This window comes from Variovorax paradoxus (genome assembly GCF_030811855.1).
GTDB lineage: Bacteria > Pseudomonadota > Gammaproteobacteria > Burkholderiales > Burkholderiaceae_C > Variovorax > Variovorax paradoxus_L.
In genome coordinates, this window is record NZ_JAUSRN010000001.1 from 23,198 (window position 1) to 37,628 (window position 14,431).

Consider the following 14,431-nt stretch of genomic DNA (forward strand, 5'->3'; position numbering starts at 1 on the left):
TCGCCGTTCGACCTCTAGGCTGGCTGCGCGGCAACGCTTTGCCACTGCACGTCGAGCCGGGCCGCGGTGGCCTTCAGGAGGTTGTAGACCGGACTGCGCACGAGCGTCTCGCGCGCCGCGGCTTCCAGCACCTCGGCCGGCTCGCCGGTCGTCACAGACGCCGTGACGACCACGTAGTTGAAATACGGAAGCACGCCTGGCACGCCGAGCCGACCGCGAATGTCGATCGCGAACTCCGCGTCCAGCGCGACGCCCGTGTACGCGAAGCCCCGATCGGAGGCGACGCGGCGAAAGGTGATGGCGAGGCAACCGCAGAGTGCGCCCAATACGGCTTGCAGTGGCGACGGGCCGGTGCCGGTGCCGGCAGGCGCGGCCTCGTCGATGGCCATCTCGCCGAAATCCCCGTTGATTACCGTTCGGATGATGGCCTCGCTGTGGGCCCGCACCGACTTGCGGCGCACGATGGGGGCTTTCATTTCTTGCTCAGAAAACATGCGAAGGTCTCAGCTTGTAGGTTGTTTGCCCAGGAAGGCATCTTCCAGAAGTCCGCGGATGGCGATTTGCTCCACGGGGCGGGGACTGTAGTACGGCGATTTCATCGCGAGTTCGGCGGCTCGGTCCAGGTCTTCGCGCCGCATGCCGATCTCCTGCAGCGACGTAGGGCCACCCAGTCGCTTGACCAAGGACCACAATCCGCGGGCCGCGCCTTCCTGGCTGCCCAGAGCCCGCGCGACGCGCGCCATCGCCTGGGGCGCGGCCTCGGCGTTGTAGTCCACCGCATAGGGCAGCACGACCGTGTGCGTTTCGGCGTGCGGCAGGCCGAAACTGCCGCCCAGGGTATGGCACAGCTTGTGGTGCAGCGACATGCCGACCCCGGCGAGCGACATTCCGGCGAGCCAGGAGCCATAGAACGAGCCCTGACGCGCGTCGATATTGCCCGGGCGCTCTACCACCGCCGGCAGACTTTGCGCCAGTGCCCGGATGCTTTCCTCGGCCATCAGCGAGATGATGGGATTCGCATCCTGCGCGTACAGCGCCTCCACGCTGTGCGCCATGGCATTCATCCCGCTAGTGAGCGACAGCATGGGCGGCATCGACACAATGAGTTCCGGATCGTAGAGCACCGTTTTCGGCAGGCTTGCGGGATCGCGGTGTCCATGCTTGACACCGTTCTCTGTCATGCCGTAGACCGGCGTGACCTCCGAGCCGGAGTATGTCGTCGGGATCGCGATGATCGGCAAATGCTGGTCCACCGCCACCGCTTTGGCCAGCCCGATGGTCGAGCCACCGCCCAGCGCGATGATGCTGTCCGCGCCGCTGGAGCGGGCGAGTCCGCGCACAACCTCGGCGATTTCGATCCGCACGTGCGGCGCTTCCTGGTCGAAATGCCCCACCAGGCGCTGGCCCACCGCTGCGGCGATGGTGGCGGCCTCGTCGTGCTTGCTGGGCGTGCTGATGAGCAGGACGCGTCTGGCGCCCAGCCGCTCGAGTTCCTCGCCCGCCTTGAATAAGGCCTTGCGCTCGAAGATCACGCGCAGGGGCAAGGCGCCATAGATGAATGGATTCATACCTCGTATCGCGTTCTGCGGGTCAACGCGGCTTGTCGCAATCCCGCAGGGGATTGCCTTGTTCGTCCCAATGCGCGAAGGTGCGAGGATCGGGCAGCACCGATGCGCAGTGCTTGCAGGTGCGCTGCTCCAGGTTGTCGTTGAAGGCGAAGATGATTTCCTTGATGCCTTTCTCGATGTCGTCGCACCAGAAGTCGACCCGGTGCAGCAGGTTGCCGCAGTTCTCGCAGAACCAGGCGGCGGAATCCTTCTCGTCCGGCTTGCGCGGCAGCTCGATGACCAAACCGACGCTGCCCGGCGGGCGTCGCGGGGAATGCGGCACATGCTTGGGCAACAGGAAGAGCTCGCCCTCGTTGATGCGCTGGACCTGCGTCTGGCCGTGCTCGTCAATGTAGTTGACGAAAATGTGTCCCTTGAGCTGGAAGAAGATTTCGTCCCACGGATCGATGTGGAAATCGTTGCGCGCATTGGGGCCGCAGATGATCTGATAGACGAAGTCGGTATTCTTGAAGACTTCCTTGTTGCCGATCGCCCCTTGCACGGCGGGCATGTGCTGGTCGATCCACGCTTGTTGACTGAAGGCAGGTTTGACGTTGCCGGGAGAGGGATACATATTCGAGATACTCCAAGATAGAACCGGAAGCAGCTTCCTCCATGGAAAAAGCTCCCCGGTGGCGATGCGATGTGCAAATGGTGGTGCATGAAGGTTAGCGATCCGCGGCGCGTGAAGAAAGCCTGATGGCTTCAACGCACCGTTCCATATTCAGAACGCCGGAGGCCTGTTTTTTTGGACCTGCGCAGTAAAGTGCCCGACCGGGCTGCGAACGCGGGCGATGTGCAAGTTGTGCTGGCCCGCTTCAAGAAGGAATGGGCCCAGATGGAAGATCTCGACGATCTGTATTACTTTGCCTGCGTAGTTGAGAGGCGTGGATTCGCGGCGGCTTCGCGCGCGCTCGGCGTGCCCAAATCGCGCCTGTCGCGCCGCCTCTCGGAGCTGGAGCGGCGCCTGGGCGTGCGTCTGCTGCAGCGCACCTCGCGCGCCTTCGCAGTCACAGACCTGGGGGCGGAGTTCTACAAGCACTGCCAGGCCGTGGTGGCCGAGGCGAGCCGCGCGTATGCACTGGCCAACGACAGCAGGTCTGAACCGACGGGAGCCGTGCGCATTTCCTGCCCCACGGGGCTGGGACGCATGCTGGTGGTCGACATGCTGCCCGCCCTGTGCCGCAGTTATCCTCGGCTGCAGCCCGTGGTGCGCATCAGCGGGCACTTCGTCAACCTTCTCGAGGAAGGCATCGACATCGCGCTGCGCGCCAGCACTGTGCCCCTGGAGTCCTCGGGCATGGTGTGCCGCACGGTCTGCGCCATCTCCTACGTCGTGGTGGCCAGTCCCGCCTACCTTGCGCAGCGCGGCGCACCCACCAAACCGGATGACCTGCCAAGGCTGAACCATCTGGCGCGCGACTGCTCGGAACAGCCCATGTACTACCAAATGTCCGGCGCTGCGGGCAGGAAGGACATCTACGTTCAGCCTTCGCTGCGTTGTGACGACCTACTCATGCTGCGGGCCCTGGCCATCTCCGGCATCGGCATCACGACGCTGCCGACCTACCTGTGCCACGAGGCATTGGCCTCGGGCCAACTGGTCAGGGTGTTACCCGAGTGGACCGTGCCCGAGGCTACGCTCTATCTGCTGTTCCCCTCGCGCGAGGGCTTGGCCATCGCCATACGCACCTGCATCGACTACCTGCTCGCGCATCTTCCAAAGGCACTGGAGCCCGCACGGACCTAGCATCGCGCGTTCCAAAAATGGAACTCACCGGTGCAGATCACGCCACGCAGAGCCGGCGTCTGAATCCTAAGATGGGCGCATGCTAGACATCCCCTTCCTGTGCACATGAGGCCCGGCGCCACCCGATATGGTGCGGTGGCGATCACCTTTCACTGGCTCATCGCCCTGTTGATCATCGTGAATTTCGGCCTGGGCCTGTACTTCGTGCAGTTGCGCCTGAGCCCGGGCAAGCTGGCGCTGATCTCTCAGCACAAATGGATCGGCGTCACGGTGTTCGTGTTGTGCGCGGCACGTCTTCTCTGGCGATGCACGCATCCGGCGCCGGCACTCGCACCGTCGTTGCCGACATGGCAGAGGCACGCCGCCCACGCGGTACATGCCGTGCTCTACATCCTGATGGTGGCTGCACCTCTTTCGGGATGGCTCTATTCCTCGGCAGCGGGGGTGCCCACGGTCTATCTCGGCATCTCGGCGCTGCGTCTGCCGGACCTGCTGGGCAAGGACGCGGCGATCGCCGCCACACTGAAGCTGGTCCACCGAGTCATCAACTACAGCCTGGCCACGCTAGTCGTGGCCCATCTGGCCGCCGCGCTGAAGCACCAACTCGTCGATCGAGATGGCACGCTGGCCCGCATGCTTCCGTTTTTCAAAACCTCTTCCGTGATGGGAAAAACATGATTCGCGCCACCTTTGCACTTGCTCTAACCACCGTGGTGACGTTGGGAGCGCATGCCGCGCCGGCAGCGCGCGCAGTTGACTACGGGAAAAGCCGCATCACGGTGATCACCCGTCAGCTGAACGTGCCGCTGGAGGGAGAGTTTCGCCGCTTCAACGCGCAGGTCTTGTGGGATGCCAGTGCGCCGCAGACCAGCCAGGCCCAACTCGATATCGACGTGAGTAGCCTCGATTTCGGAGAGAAGACCATGAACGACGAGGCAACCGCCAAATCCTTCTTCGACGCGCGCACGCATCCCAATGCGCGTTTCGTCTCGAAGCAGGTCAAGGCGGCGGGGGCTGGACGTTATGACGTCGCCGGCACCCTCACCATCAAGGGCGTGAGCAAGGACATCACGGTGCCCATGGCGCTCAAGCAGGAAGGTGGCAGCGAGCTCCTCGAGGGCGCGACCACGATTCGCAGGCTCGACTACCGCATCGGAGAGGGCGAGTGGGCGGACACGGCCACGCTTGCCGATGCGGTCGGCATCAAATTTCGCTTAGTGCTGGGCGCCGCACGCTAGAAAAATCACCGGCCTTCATCTTCCCCCTACAACTCCGACAAACGAGGATCGTCATGCAGCTCAAACATTGGATCGTCTTGGTCGCCTCCGGACTCATCGCCGCCGCGGCTTCGGCCCAGTCCTACACCCTGGATCCGGAACACACGTATCCGCACTGGTCGGTCAATCATTTCGGGCTCACCACCTTCCAGGGGAAGTTCACGCGCACCAGCGGGAAGGTGCGGCTCGATCCGGCCGGGCAGACGGGCAACATCGAGATCACCATCGATCCAGCGTCGACGCTCTCCGGCGCAGCCCGCCTCGACAAGATGATGCTTGGCGAGGACTTCTTCAACGTCGAGAAGTTTCCTACCGCCGTCTTCAAATCGACGGCCCTGCGCTGGAATGGCAATCAACTCGCTTCCGTCGACGGCCAACTGGCGATGGTCGGCCAGACCCGTCCCGTCATGCTGACTGTGACGTCGATGCGTTGCACCATGCACTTCCGGCTGAAGCGCGAGGTGTGCGGCATCGAGGCGCGCACCATGCTCAATCGCGAAGAGTGGGGCCTGGGTTCGCGGTTCCCAGTCTCCGTGGTTGGCAACGACATCGCACTCTACATCCAGGCCGAAGGCGTTCGGGACGACTGAGCCGTGACGCCCGCAGCCGGCAGCCGGCATGCCCGCCAACGCTCGGCTTGCGCCTGGACCGGACGTGAGCATATTTCGACCCACTCCACAGGAAATAGCATGAAAACGATATCCGTCAGCCGACACCTGCTGGGCGCCGCCGCCGCAGTGACCTTCGCCGCATCGAGTGCCGGCGCGCAGACCCCTGCGTCGCCATGGCCGAACCAACCGGTGCGCATGATTCTGCCCGTGCCCGCGGGATCTGCGCCCGATGTGCTGGCCCGTCTCGTCGGCGTCAAGCTCACCGAGAAGTGGGGGCAGTCTGTGATCGTCGACAATCGCCCCGGCGGCAGCGGGGTGATCGGCATGAACGCCCTTCTCAGCGGCCCGACCGATGGCAGCACTTTCGGCTTCGTGCAAGGATCCGCCATTTCGGTGGCGCCCAGTACCATCAAAGGCGTCGCCTACGATTTCGACCGAGATTTTGTGCCGGTGACCCTGGCGGCGGTCGCGCCTTTCGTGCTGTCTGTGCCGACCAACTCACCTTACAAGACGCTGGCCGACTTCATTGCAGCCGCCAAGTCCAAACCCGAGAGTATCGAAGTGGCCGACACCGGCCGCGGTACTCTCCCGCATCTGGTCACGGCCAAACTCGGCCTGCTCACCGGTGCGCAGTTCCTCGAAGTCCATTACCCGGGCGGCGCACAATCGATGCACGCCACCCTCGGCGGCCAGACTAAGATGGTGATCGACACCTACAACGTGGTGGCCGGCAACGTGCAGGGAGGCAAGCTGCGCGTTCTGGCCTCCACCGGCGACCGCGCCTACCCGGGACTGGAGCAGGTGCCCCTGGCGAACCAGACCGCCCCGGGCGCGGTGGCCTACGGCTGGTTCGCGATCATCGCCAAGAAAGGCGTGCCTCCGGCGGTGCTGGTCAAGTTCAACAAGGACCTCAACGAAGTGCTGAACCTGCCCGAGGTGGTCGCCAAGTCGCAGGAGCTCGGCGTGTATCCGCGCCCCGGCACACCGGAGCAGCTCACCAAATACATCGCCGAGGACCGCAAGAACTGGCAGCACGTGCTGGACGCACGCGACATCAAGCCGGACTGATGAAGTGTCCAGAAGCCATGGCAACCATGCCGGAAATCATCCTGTGACTTCCGCCCCTATTCAGCCGCGCCGCCTGGTGTTTCACGGGCGCGATCACGTCCCCATCACGGGGGATTTCTATGCGCCCAGCCAACACGGCGATGCCGGTGCCCCGGCGCTGGTGGCCGTGCACGGTGGCGGATGGAAGCTCGGAACGGCCGACTTCTACCGCCACTGGGGTTCCTATCTGGCCGAGAACGGTATCGCAATGCTGGCCATCAATTACCGGCTCGTGGAGTCGTCGAAGCATCTGCATCCGACGGGGCTGGATGACGTCTGCAGCGCCCTGGACTTTCTCTCGACCAATGCCGCCGGGCTGGGCGTGGATGCCCAGCGCATCGGGCTGATGGGGGACTCGGCGGGCGCCCACCTCGCAGCGCTGGCCGCGCTGTCGAAATCGGAGCAGGGCGCACCCGGCCACCATGGCGTGCCCGTGCGGGTGATGGTCGGCGTCTACGGTGTGTACGACATGCTGGCGCAATGGGAGCACGACCAACTGGCCCGCCCCGAAGACCAGATCACCGAAGCTGTTCTGGGTGTGAGTCCGCTGGTAGACAAAATGCGCTTCTACCAGGCTTCACCACTGACGTACACCACCACGCGGGCCCGCGGCACGGCCTTCCTGATCAGTTGGGGTATGGAGGACGATACGGTCGACTGCAACCAGTCGCGCCGCTTTGTCACGGCCCTTAAGCAAGCCGGCTGCTTTGTGCGGACGCTGCCGGTGCCGGGCGCCCCGCATTTCTGGATATCCGAGCCTTTGTCCGATCCACATGGCTACGCGGCTCGGCTAGCGCCTGTACTGCTCCGCTTTCTCGACGAACGACTGTAGCCCGCTCTGTAGACTTTTAGAGGAGCGGCAAGCAGCGTCAAGTTGCCGGTGTGAGCTGTGCGGCGTCAGCGTGCACGAATTCGAGAACTGCCATCCAGCACGTCAACTCAGAGAAGAGGACTAAGTCAGTTTCGATGTGATTCCATCGGGTCAAAACTGCTTAAGACTGGATTGGATGTCCATACGTGAGCCCCAGCTCCCATGCCCACGCCAAAGATGTGACTGGGCTAGTGTCCTTATCCCACCGGGGCTGTAAGCCTCGTGGTTCCGGCCCCTCCGGGCGATGGCTCCGATGTGCTTGCGCGCCTGCTGGCACAGGAGCTGAGCCGCAGTATGGGCCAGCCTTTCACAGTCGAGGGCGTCCCGGAAAAATTTTGCAACCTTGTCGGTCCTTCGAGCTGGGAAGCCGCATGAATAGCAAGCGGATATGAGACCGGGGAACAACTTCTTGAAAATGAGCAAAAAGCTTGAAAGCTAGCGGGCTATGGCGGATCATTGGATCGGTTTCACACGACCAGTATTGACGGGGGTTAGCAGCTTGATGGTTGCTAACCCCTTTGTCATTTCTGAGGCGGAGGTTCCAGCCCACAGCACATGCAGCGTGCGGCGTGCGGCGTGCAGCGTGCGCATGGCACTGCCGTGTGGGTGCATGGCGCATGCCCAGCCTTTCAGTCCCCCGGTATGTGAGGCGGGCGCAGTTCAACCGGCTTGGCCGACTTCTTGCGCATCCTGATGTTGAGCATCTCCACTGCCACGGAGAACGCCATGGCGAAGCACACGTAGCCCTTGGGCACATGATGGTCGAAGCCTTCCGCGACCAGAACCACGCCCACCACCACCAGGAAGGACAGTGCCAGCATCTTGATGGTGGGATGGTTGGAGACGAAGCGGCCGATCGGACCCGCGAACAGCATCATCAGGAGCACGGAGACGATCACCGCGGCAATCATGACCCGCACGTCGTCCACTATCCCGACGGCCGTGATGATCGAGTCCAGCGAGAACACGAGATCGATCACCATGATCTGGAGCAGGACGGAGGCGAAGGTGGCCTTGACGGCACTGGACTTCTGCTCGTGCCCGCCTTGATCTGGCGGATGCAACTCCTCCTCGGGAAAGACGCGCCCAGGCTCAGCGGACAGCCGGACAATCAATCAAGGAGGCGCAGGGTGAGAGCCGCCGAGGCGATCACCAAGTTTCTGCGCGCCCTGCGCCAATGCCTCCAGTTCCCGCCGGCATCCCTCATTTTCCGCGAGCGCGCGCTCGAGCTGGCGGGCATAGGCATCGGTCAGCGCCATCCAGCGCCGAAAAATCGTTTCCAAGCGCTCCCTTGGAACATGCGATCCCTTGCGTGTACCGCAAGTCTTGCGCACCGGCGCATATCGTTGCTTACAGGTAGCGAGTAGGTTGTGCGACTGATTGCGTAAACCATAGTGGCCAAACATCGTTGAGATACCACGAGTCCGGCACGCCATCGCGATGCAGATGAGGTCGTGGGTGTACTTCGGGATCGCCGGAACAGCAGCGGATCGCACGAGGCGGCTCAGCCGTAGTCTTCGAACGCGCATTGCGAGGTGTCGATGCGAGGCGGAGGCCGTCGGCGCTCTCGCCTGACGCCGCGCTTGTGGGTTCAGGCGGTTAGCCCGGCCTTGCGCAGGCCCGCCACAAACTGCGCAAGAGGCGCGGGGCTGCTGTAGGGCAGGACGCGCAGCGTGAGTTCGATTGCATATTCGGGATGGATGTCCATTAGTTCGCTCCAGATCTGTTGCGCCTCCTCATGGCGACCGGTGTGACCGTAGAGCGAGGCTAGGTAGGCACGGGTAACGTCCGAACCCGGCATGTGGATTAGGCGACGCTTAAAGCTCGCTTCGGCTTCTGCATATCGCGCAATGACGAATTGAGCCCGCCCCTGCGCATGCAGCCAAAGGCTGAACTGCGGGTCGAGGCGCAACGCCTTCGCGAGCGATTCGATCGCCTCCTCGTGGCGCCCGGCGAAATCCAGGATGACGCCGAGCGTCCCATAGCTCTGGGAGGAGTTCGGGTCGAGCGCGACCGAGCGACGTGCGGCGCTCTCGGCCCCGTCCAACCTGCGCAGCCACATCAGCGCGTTGGAAAGCGCATGGTGTGCCATGGGCTCAAGGGGGTCGCACTCGCACGCCTTGCCTACCAACGCCAGGTTCTCTTGCAGATCGTCGGCTGTCCGGCCATTCCAGGCGTTGGCGTATTCGATGCCGCAGGCGATCGCCAGGTAGGCACAGCCCAGCGCCATGCTCGGGTCGATCGCCAGTGCGCGCTCTAGCATCTCTCGCGTCTCGGCCAGCGCCGGCGCCGTGAACTGAACGATGCAGCTCTTGGCGCGAATCAGGTAGTCGTAGGCCTCGCCGTTGACCTTGCCGCGTTCCTGCCGGCGGGCTTCCTCGTTGCCGGTGAGCCTGACCTCGAGCGTCTCGACGATCTTGCGAGTGACCTCGTCCTGCACCAGGAAGATGTCCTCGATCTCACGGTCATAGCGGTCGGCCCGGATGTGCCCGCCCGACTCGGCATCGATGAGCTGCACGTTGATACGCACTCTCATGCCGGCGCGGCGCGTCGCTATGACGCTGGTGTGCGTTTCGGCCAAGAGCTGGCGCTGGACATGATTTCAGTGCGAATCGGCCCTGATGTTCGCAACATGGTGGTGGGGTCGAAGTCCTACTTCGCGGGACGGTCAACGCCTAGAACGCCACGCGATCTCACCGAGCACGTCTGCATCAATCTACGCACGTCCACCTATGGAAGCCTCTACGAATGGGAGTTCGTCAAGGGCAAGCGCGCCACGAACGCACGGGTGGATGGAACGGTCACCTTCAACAATGCCTACGACATCTTCGAGGCGGCCAAGGCCGGCTTCGGTCTTGCCTACCTGCCGGAGGAGATGGTTCGCCCTCAGCTGTTGAAGGGACAGCTCATTTCCGTGCTGGAGGACTGGTGCCCGGTGTGGCCGGGATTCCACCTCTACTATCCCAATAGACGCCAGCCTTCGCGTGCGATGACCCTGCTGGTCGAAGCTTTGCGTTACAGAGCCTAGCTTCGGAGCAGCTTGCATGTCTGGTGAGAGCTTTCGCGACATCCTGGCCTTTCTTGCTGTTGCGCGCGAGCGAAGCTTTACCCGCGCAGCGGCACAACTGGGCGTTTCTCAGTCTGCACTCAGCCACACCATTCGCACATTGGAAACGAGGCTGGGCTTGCGTCTGCTGACCCGCACGACCCGCAGTGTGTCGCCGACGGAGGCAGGTGAGCGTCTTATCCAAAGAGTGGCTCCTCGATTCGAGGCCATCACCGAGGAATTGGCCGTATTCGACGAACTTCGCGACAAGCCCGCGGGGACCGTGCGCATCACAGCCTCCGATTTCGCGGCGAACACGATTCTCTGGCCCAAGCTCTCCAAGCTCCAACCGAAATATCCCGACGTCAAGATCGAGGTGGCCATCGAACCGGGACTGACCGACATCGTGGCGGAACGCTTTGATGCAGGGGTGCGTTTCGGCGACCAGATCGCCAAGGACATGACGGCAGTCCGGATTTCGCCGGACATCCGCATGGCAATCGTCGGTGCGCCGTCCTACCTGAAAAGGCACCCCCCGCCCAAGTCCCCGTCCGACCTGACTGAGCACGAGTGCATCAACATGCGCATCTCAATGCGCGACGGCGTGGAGGCATGGAAACTCAAGAAGGGCAAACGCAATCTGCAAGTCCGGGTTGAGGGTTCGTGGACATTCAACGGCATCTACCCGGTGGTGGCGGCCGCACTGTCCGGATTTGGCTTGGCATACATGCCGGAAGAACTGGCACGCCCCCATATCAAGAGCGGTCGGCTTCAAGCCGTGCTCGGGGACTGGTGCCCGACCGTCCCTGGGCTCCATATCTTCTTCGCCAGTCGGCGGCGATCGTCGTCCGCACTATCGCTGATCGTCGAGGCACTGCGCCACCGGCGCTAGTTGCATGCACGCCATGTCGAGTTCCGCTGCCGCACCATCACGCGGTGATGGGCCGCAGCCAGTCGATGGCCGCCAGATCCGGCGGCATCGCTCGCAGTCGCTCGTCGTGCCACAGATCGCGCGCGACCTCCTCCAGTTCGAGCGGATCCACCGTGTGCCACTGCTGCTGAAGCCGGTGCGCACAGGCGGCGATCCAGAGGGCGGCAGGCACGTCTTCCATGGGCCAATTATGGCAACACACTGTATGCTTGTACAGTACCAAAGTGTGAAGACCCGACCATGCCTGAGCCTCCCATTGAAGAAGAGATCGCCGAGATGGCGCGGCGGGCCGGTGAACTCGCCCAGGGTGAGCCGCTCCGCCCGACGCTGCTGGTGTTCGCCGACCTGGTGTCCGGCCGATGCGCCAGGATCGGCGACGCGTACGGCGACTGGGACCGGAACGCGGGAGATCACATTCGCGCCGTGATGCACGCCATCCCCGGGCTGCTGCCGAAGCCCCGGCCGGATGCTTGAGGCCGCCCATGCGAGTGAAGATGAAACCGCGCTACCGCGGCGGCCGCCGCTGAGCAGGCGGGAGTTTGTGGATCAGCCCTGGCTATGCGGCATGCTGACGCTGCGCACCATCGAAGGACGGCTGCAGCTTGGTCTGTGGGAGTCCGTGCCAGGCTATGCGACCGGTCAGCTGGGCCTCCTGTGGCGCCCTGAATTGGCCGCCTGTGCCTTTGACACCATCAGCTTTGCGGGGGTGGAACGGGTGGGAGGACGCTGGTGCTACCAGGTCTAGTATTGCGAGACCCACAGCCTGCCCGGCCCGCTCTCCCTGCAACTGCTACAGAACGCCGCGGAAATGAACCTTGACCCAAGCTGAGCTTTTTCATCCGACAGAGGCCGCCCCGGCGCAGACCGCGTTACCGGAGGCACCGGAGGAAGATGCGCCGTTTCATTTCGAAGGCATCGCGCGGGAGCCGCGGACCCCCTACATCGTGCCCTCGCGTACTACGTCTCCGAATTCAAACTCACCGATCCCGAAGGCATCAAGCACCAGAGTGCGCGTGCGCCGTGATCGGCGCGGTTGCTGCTCCTTGTGCCCATCGGCGTAGACCAAGACGCCGTCAGTGACTGGCCTCAAGTTAGCCTTCGCGCGCGAAAGCTCATCAGGCCGCCAGCGGAATCTCCTGCGGTCCCGTGCGTGCACCGGCGCGGCGGCCGAGCAGCGCCGCAAACAGCTCTCGACGCGTGCTGACGCCGATCTTCTCGCAAGCGCGCGTGCGGTAGGTCATTACCGTGGTGGGCCGGATCGTCAGCTCGTCGGCGATGCGCTCGGTGGTTGCGCCGTCGAGGATGCGCTGCACCACCTCGCGCTCGCGCAGCGTGAGGCATGGGTAGAGGTCGGCGAGCTCATTCGTCACCGCGCCGCGATAGGCCGACAGCTCTTCGCGATCGAGCGCGTAGTGCCGACTCGCGCATGCCGCCAGCAGCGGCGCGAGGCCGATCGGGCGTGCGAAGGCTTCTTCGGCCGGCTGAAAGCGGAAATGTTCTACCCTCGGGACTGGACGGCCACGACCATTGAGCAATTCATCGAGGTAGTTGATTCCTACATCCGTTGGTACAACGAGAAGCGGATCAAGATATCCCCTGGCTCTCGCGGCCCCATCGAATACCGACAAAGTCTCGGACTCGCGACATAAAACCAGTCCAAGCTTTTATCCGCACCCCCTTGGTTCACAGCGAACCGTGGGTCGGGTTCCTGCCGCCGCTAGTGCGAGCGCAGATCCGCCAGAAACTTTTGTGCACGTTCACTGCGTGGATTGGAGAAGAACTCACCAGGGAGACCGGTTTCGACCAAGCAGCCTTGGTCCATGAACCAGACGCGGTCTGCCACTTCGCGCGCGAAGTTCATCTCATGGGTCACGCACATCATCGTCATGCCGTCGCGTGCCAGCGATTTCATCACCTGCAGCACTTCGCCGACCATCTCGGGATCGAGCGCGCTCGTCGGTTCATCAAACAGCATGGCCGGCGGATCCATGGCGAGCGCCCGCGCGATCGCCACGCGCTGCTGTTGCCCGCCCGACAACTGACCCGGAAATGCGTCGGCCTTCGAAGCCAGACCCACGCGATCGAGCAATTCAAGCGCGCGGGCTCGCGCTTGCGCCCGCTTTTGCTTGCGAACGGTCACGGGGCCCAACATGATGTTCTGGGAGACAGACAGATGCGGAAACAGGTTGAAGCTCTGAAACACGAAGCCAACCTGGCTTCGAAACATGTTGACGTTGATCGACGGCGCATACACGTCTTGGCCATCGAAACGGATGGTCCCGCCCTGAATGTTCTCCAAGCGATTGACAGTGCGTATCAGCGTCGATTTGCCGGAACCCGAGGGTCCGCACACGACGACGACCTCTCCCTTGCGCACCTCGGCACTGATGTCATTCAAAGCGCGGTACTCGCCATACCACTTGTTCACAAGGTCGAAGGCAATGAGAGGGGTTGGGCTGGACGACATGTTCATGCGGCTTGCTTTGGAACGGGGGGCTGGTTTGCGACGATCGCGGAGCTGGTCGTTATCCGAAGGGTGCCATCGCGCCGATCAGAGATTCGGCGCTCCAGGAATCGTGCCAGCCGCGTCAGCGAGAAGCACAGGCAAAAGTAGATCGCCGCAAGAATGAAGTACACCTGAAACGGCTGAGTCATTAGCGAACTGTTGATCTGGTTGGCCGCAAACGTCACTTCGTTCACGCTGATCACATAGCCGAGCGAGGTCTCCTTGATAGTGGAAACAAACTGGCTGACCAGCGCCGGCACCATGTTGTAGAGCGCCTGCGGGAGGACAACCTTCGTCATCGTCTGCGTGTAGCTCAGACCCATGGCGCGCGCCGCTTCGGTCTGTCCGCCGGGTAGCCCCTCGATGCCGGCACGGACGATCTCTGCCAAGTAGGCGGCCTGGTAGATCACCAACGTGATGACCATCGTCGTGAAGCCGCTGACGGTACGACCGGTCAGCACAGGTACGAAGAAGTAGACCCAGAAAATGAACATGAGCAGGGGCACACCACGCACCCCGTAGATCACGGCCGCAGCAGGCATGCGCAGCCAGCGGAACGGACTGATGCGCGCCAACGCGATAGCGACGCCGAGGGGGAAGGCGAGCAGCAATCCCAGCACGGAGAGAGCCAGGGTGATCGCCAGCCCTCCCAGTGGCCCGTTCGGGTACTGGCCGACAAGAAGCAGGGTGCCGTAGTCGCGCAAGATGAGGAGAACGCTGTCCAC

At 63.0% G+C, this 14,431-nt stretch carries 19 protein-coding genes and 2 pseudogenes; 11 read left to right on the forward strand and 10 right to left on the reverse strand.

The features are described from left to right. Window positions 1-14: 14 nt before the first annotated feature. From J2X92_RS00125 to nbaC, 3 genes are read right to left on the reverse strand one after another with little or no spacing between them, the layout of a single operon-like run. On the reverse strand, window positions 15-476 hold the full coding sequence (locus J2X92_RS00125; RefSeq protein WP_307572495.1) for an OsmC family protein: 462 nt from the start codon (window positions 474-476) through the stop codon (window positions 15-17). Between the two features lie 27 nt (window positions 477-503). Next, on the reverse strand, window positions 504-1,568 hold the full coding sequence (locus tag J2X92_RS00130) for a maleylacetate reductase (RefSeq protein ID WP_307572496.1): 1,065 nt from the start codon (window positions 1,566-1,568) through the stop codon (window positions 504-506). Window positions 1,569-1,590: 22 nt separating this feature from the next. Next, complete coding sequence (nbaC, locus tag J2X92_RS00135; RefSeq protein ID WP_307572497.1) at window positions 1,591-2,316, reverse strand: 3-hydroxyanthranilate 3,4-dioxygenase; 726 nt, start codon at window positions 2,314-2,316, stop codon at window positions 1,591-1,593. A gap of 39 nt (window positions 2,317-2,355) precedes the next feature. On the opposite strand from nbaC, the gene J2X92_RS00140 reads away from it, so the two are divergent. From J2X92_RS00140 to J2X92_RS00165, 6 genes are all read left to right on the forward strand, one after another. Beyond that, window positions 2,356-3,357, forward strand: coding sequence for a LysR substrate-binding domain-containing protein (locus J2X92_RS00140; RefSeq protein WP_307572498.1), 1,002 nt, complete (start codon window positions 2,356-2,358; stop codon window positions 3,355-3,357). 105 nt (window positions 3,358-3,462) lie between these two features. After that, window positions 3,463-4,035: a cytochrome b gene (locus tag J2X92_RS00145; protein ID WP_307572500.1), complete on the forward strand. Its 573-nt coding sequence runs from the start codon at window positions 3,463-3,465 to the stop codon at window positions 4,033-4,035. Next, on the forward strand, window positions 4,032-4,595 hold the full coding sequence (locus J2X92_RS00150; protein WP_307572502.1) for a YceI family protein: 564 nt from the start codon (window positions 4,032-4,034) through the stop codon (window positions 4,593-4,595). The genes J2X92_RS00145 and J2X92_RS00150 overlap by 4 nt, the downstream gene beginning before the upstream one ends. Before the next feature lie 53 nt (window positions 4,596-4,648). Next, a complete protein-coding gene (locus J2X92_RS00155) occupies window positions 4,649-5,224 on the forward strand; it encodes a YceI family protein (RefSeq protein ID WP_307572503.1) in 576 nt (191 codons plus the stop codon). 99 nt (window positions 5,225-5,323) lie between these two features. After that, window positions 5,324-6,313, forward strand: coding sequence for a Bug family tripartite tricarboxylate transporter substrate binding protein (locus J2X92_RS00160; RefSeq protein WP_307572504.1), 990 nt, complete (start codon window positions 5,324-5,326; stop codon window positions 6,311-6,313). A gap of 4 nt (window positions 6,314-6,317) precedes the next feature. Beyond that, complete coding sequence (locus tag J2X92_RS00165) at window positions 6,318-7,184, forward strand: alpha/beta hydrolase (protein ID WP_307572505.1); 867 nt, start codon at window positions 6,318-6,320, stop codon at window positions 7,182-7,184. A gap of 668 nt (window positions 7,185-7,852) precedes the next feature. Here the strand turns inward: J2X92_RS00165 and J2X92_RS00170 are convergent. The 3 genes and pseudogenes from J2X92_RS00170 to J2X92_RS00180 form a co-directional block, all read right to left on the reverse strand. Then, window positions 7,853-8,266, reverse strand: a pseudogene (locus J2X92_RS00170) (TerC family protein); the annotation flags it as partial. A 72-nt stretch (window positions 8,267-8,338) separates the two neighbouring features. After that, entirely contained in the window at window positions 8,339-8,719 is a 381-nt protein-coding gene (locus J2X92_RS00175) for a hypothetical protein (protein ID WP_307572506.1), read from the reverse strand. Window positions 8,720-8,814: 95 nt separating this feature from the next. Beyond that, window positions 8,815-9,804, reverse strand: a complete 990-nt coding sequence (locus tag J2X92_RS00180) for a hypothetical protein (protein WP_307572507.1) — start codon at window positions 9,802-9,804, stop codon at window positions 8,815-8,817. Here J2X92_RS00180 and J2X92_RS00185 point away from each other — a divergent pair. Continuing rightward, the gene (locus tag J2X92_RS00185; RefSeq protein WP_307572508.1) at window positions 9,790-10,251 is read left to right on the forward strand and encodes a LysR substrate-binding domain-containing protein; all 462 of its coding nucleotides are present in this window, start codon (window positions 9,790-9,792) and stop codon (window positions 10,249-10,251) included. The genes J2X92_RS00180 and J2X92_RS00185 overlap by 15 nt on opposite strands. A 16-nt stretch (window positions 10,252-10,267) precedes the next feature. Beyond that, complete coding sequence (locus J2X92_RS00190) at window positions 10,268-11,161, forward strand: LysR family transcriptional regulator (RefSeq protein ID WP_307572509.1); 894 nt, start codon at window positions 10,268-10,270, stop codon at window positions 11,159-11,161. 37 nt (window positions 11,162-11,198) lie between these two features. Here J2X92_RS00190 and J2X92_RS00195 read toward each other — a convergent pair whose 3' ends face one another. Further along, a complete protein-coding gene (locus tag J2X92_RS00195) occupies window positions 11,199-11,381 on the reverse strand; it encodes a hypothetical protein (RefSeq protein ID WP_307572510.1) in 183 nt (60 codons plus the stop codon). Window positions 11,382-11,440: 59 nt separating this feature from the next. On the opposite strand from J2X92_RS00195, the gene J2X92_RS00200 reads away from it, so the two are divergent. Further along, on the forward strand, window positions 11,441-11,674 hold the full coding sequence (locus J2X92_RS00200; RefSeq protein WP_307572511.1) for a hypothetical protein: 234 nt from the start codon (window positions 11,441-11,443) through the stop codon (window positions 11,672-11,674). A gap of 91 nt (window positions 11,675-11,765) precedes the next feature. After that, on the forward strand, window positions 11,766-11,945 hold the full coding sequence (locus J2X92_RS00205) for a hypothetical protein (RefSeq protein ID WP_307572512.1): 180 nt from the start codon (window positions 11,766-11,768) through the stop codon (window positions 11,943-11,945). 370 nt (window positions 11,946-12,315) lie between these two features. On the opposite strand, the gene J2X92_RS00210 is transcribed toward J2X92_RS00205, so the two are convergent. Then, window positions 12,316-12,570 carry a response regulator transcription factor gene (locus J2X92_RS00210; RefSeq protein ID WP_307572513.1) on the reverse strand — a complete coding sequence of 85 codons (255 nt, stop codon included), beginning with the start codon at window positions 12,568-12,570 and terminating at the stop codon, window positions 12,316-12,318. Window positions 12,571-12,654: 84 nt separating this feature from the next. Here J2X92_RS00210 and J2X92_RS00215 point away from each other — a divergent pair. Next, a pseudogene (locus tag J2X92_RS00215) lies at window positions 12,655-12,849 on the forward strand (IS3 family transposase); the annotation flags it as partial. Between the two features lie 68 nt (window positions 12,850-12,917). Here J2X92_RS00215 and J2X92_RS00220 read toward each other — a convergent pair. Both J2X92_RS00220 and J2X92_RS00225 read right to left on the reverse strand, forming a co-directional pair. Further along, window positions 12,918-13,673: an amino acid ABC transporter ATP-binding protein gene (locus J2X92_RS00220; protein ID WP_307572515.1), complete on the reverse strand. Its 756-nt coding sequence runs from the start codon at window positions 13,671-13,673 to the stop codon at window positions 12,918-12,920. Beyond that, a complete protein-coding gene (locus tag J2X92_RS00225; protein ID WP_307572516.1) occupies window positions 13,670-14,431 on the reverse strand; it encodes an amino acid ABC transporter permease in 762 nt (253 codons plus the stop codon). The genes J2X92_RS00220 and J2X92_RS00225 overlap by 4 nt, the downstream gene beginning before the upstream one ends.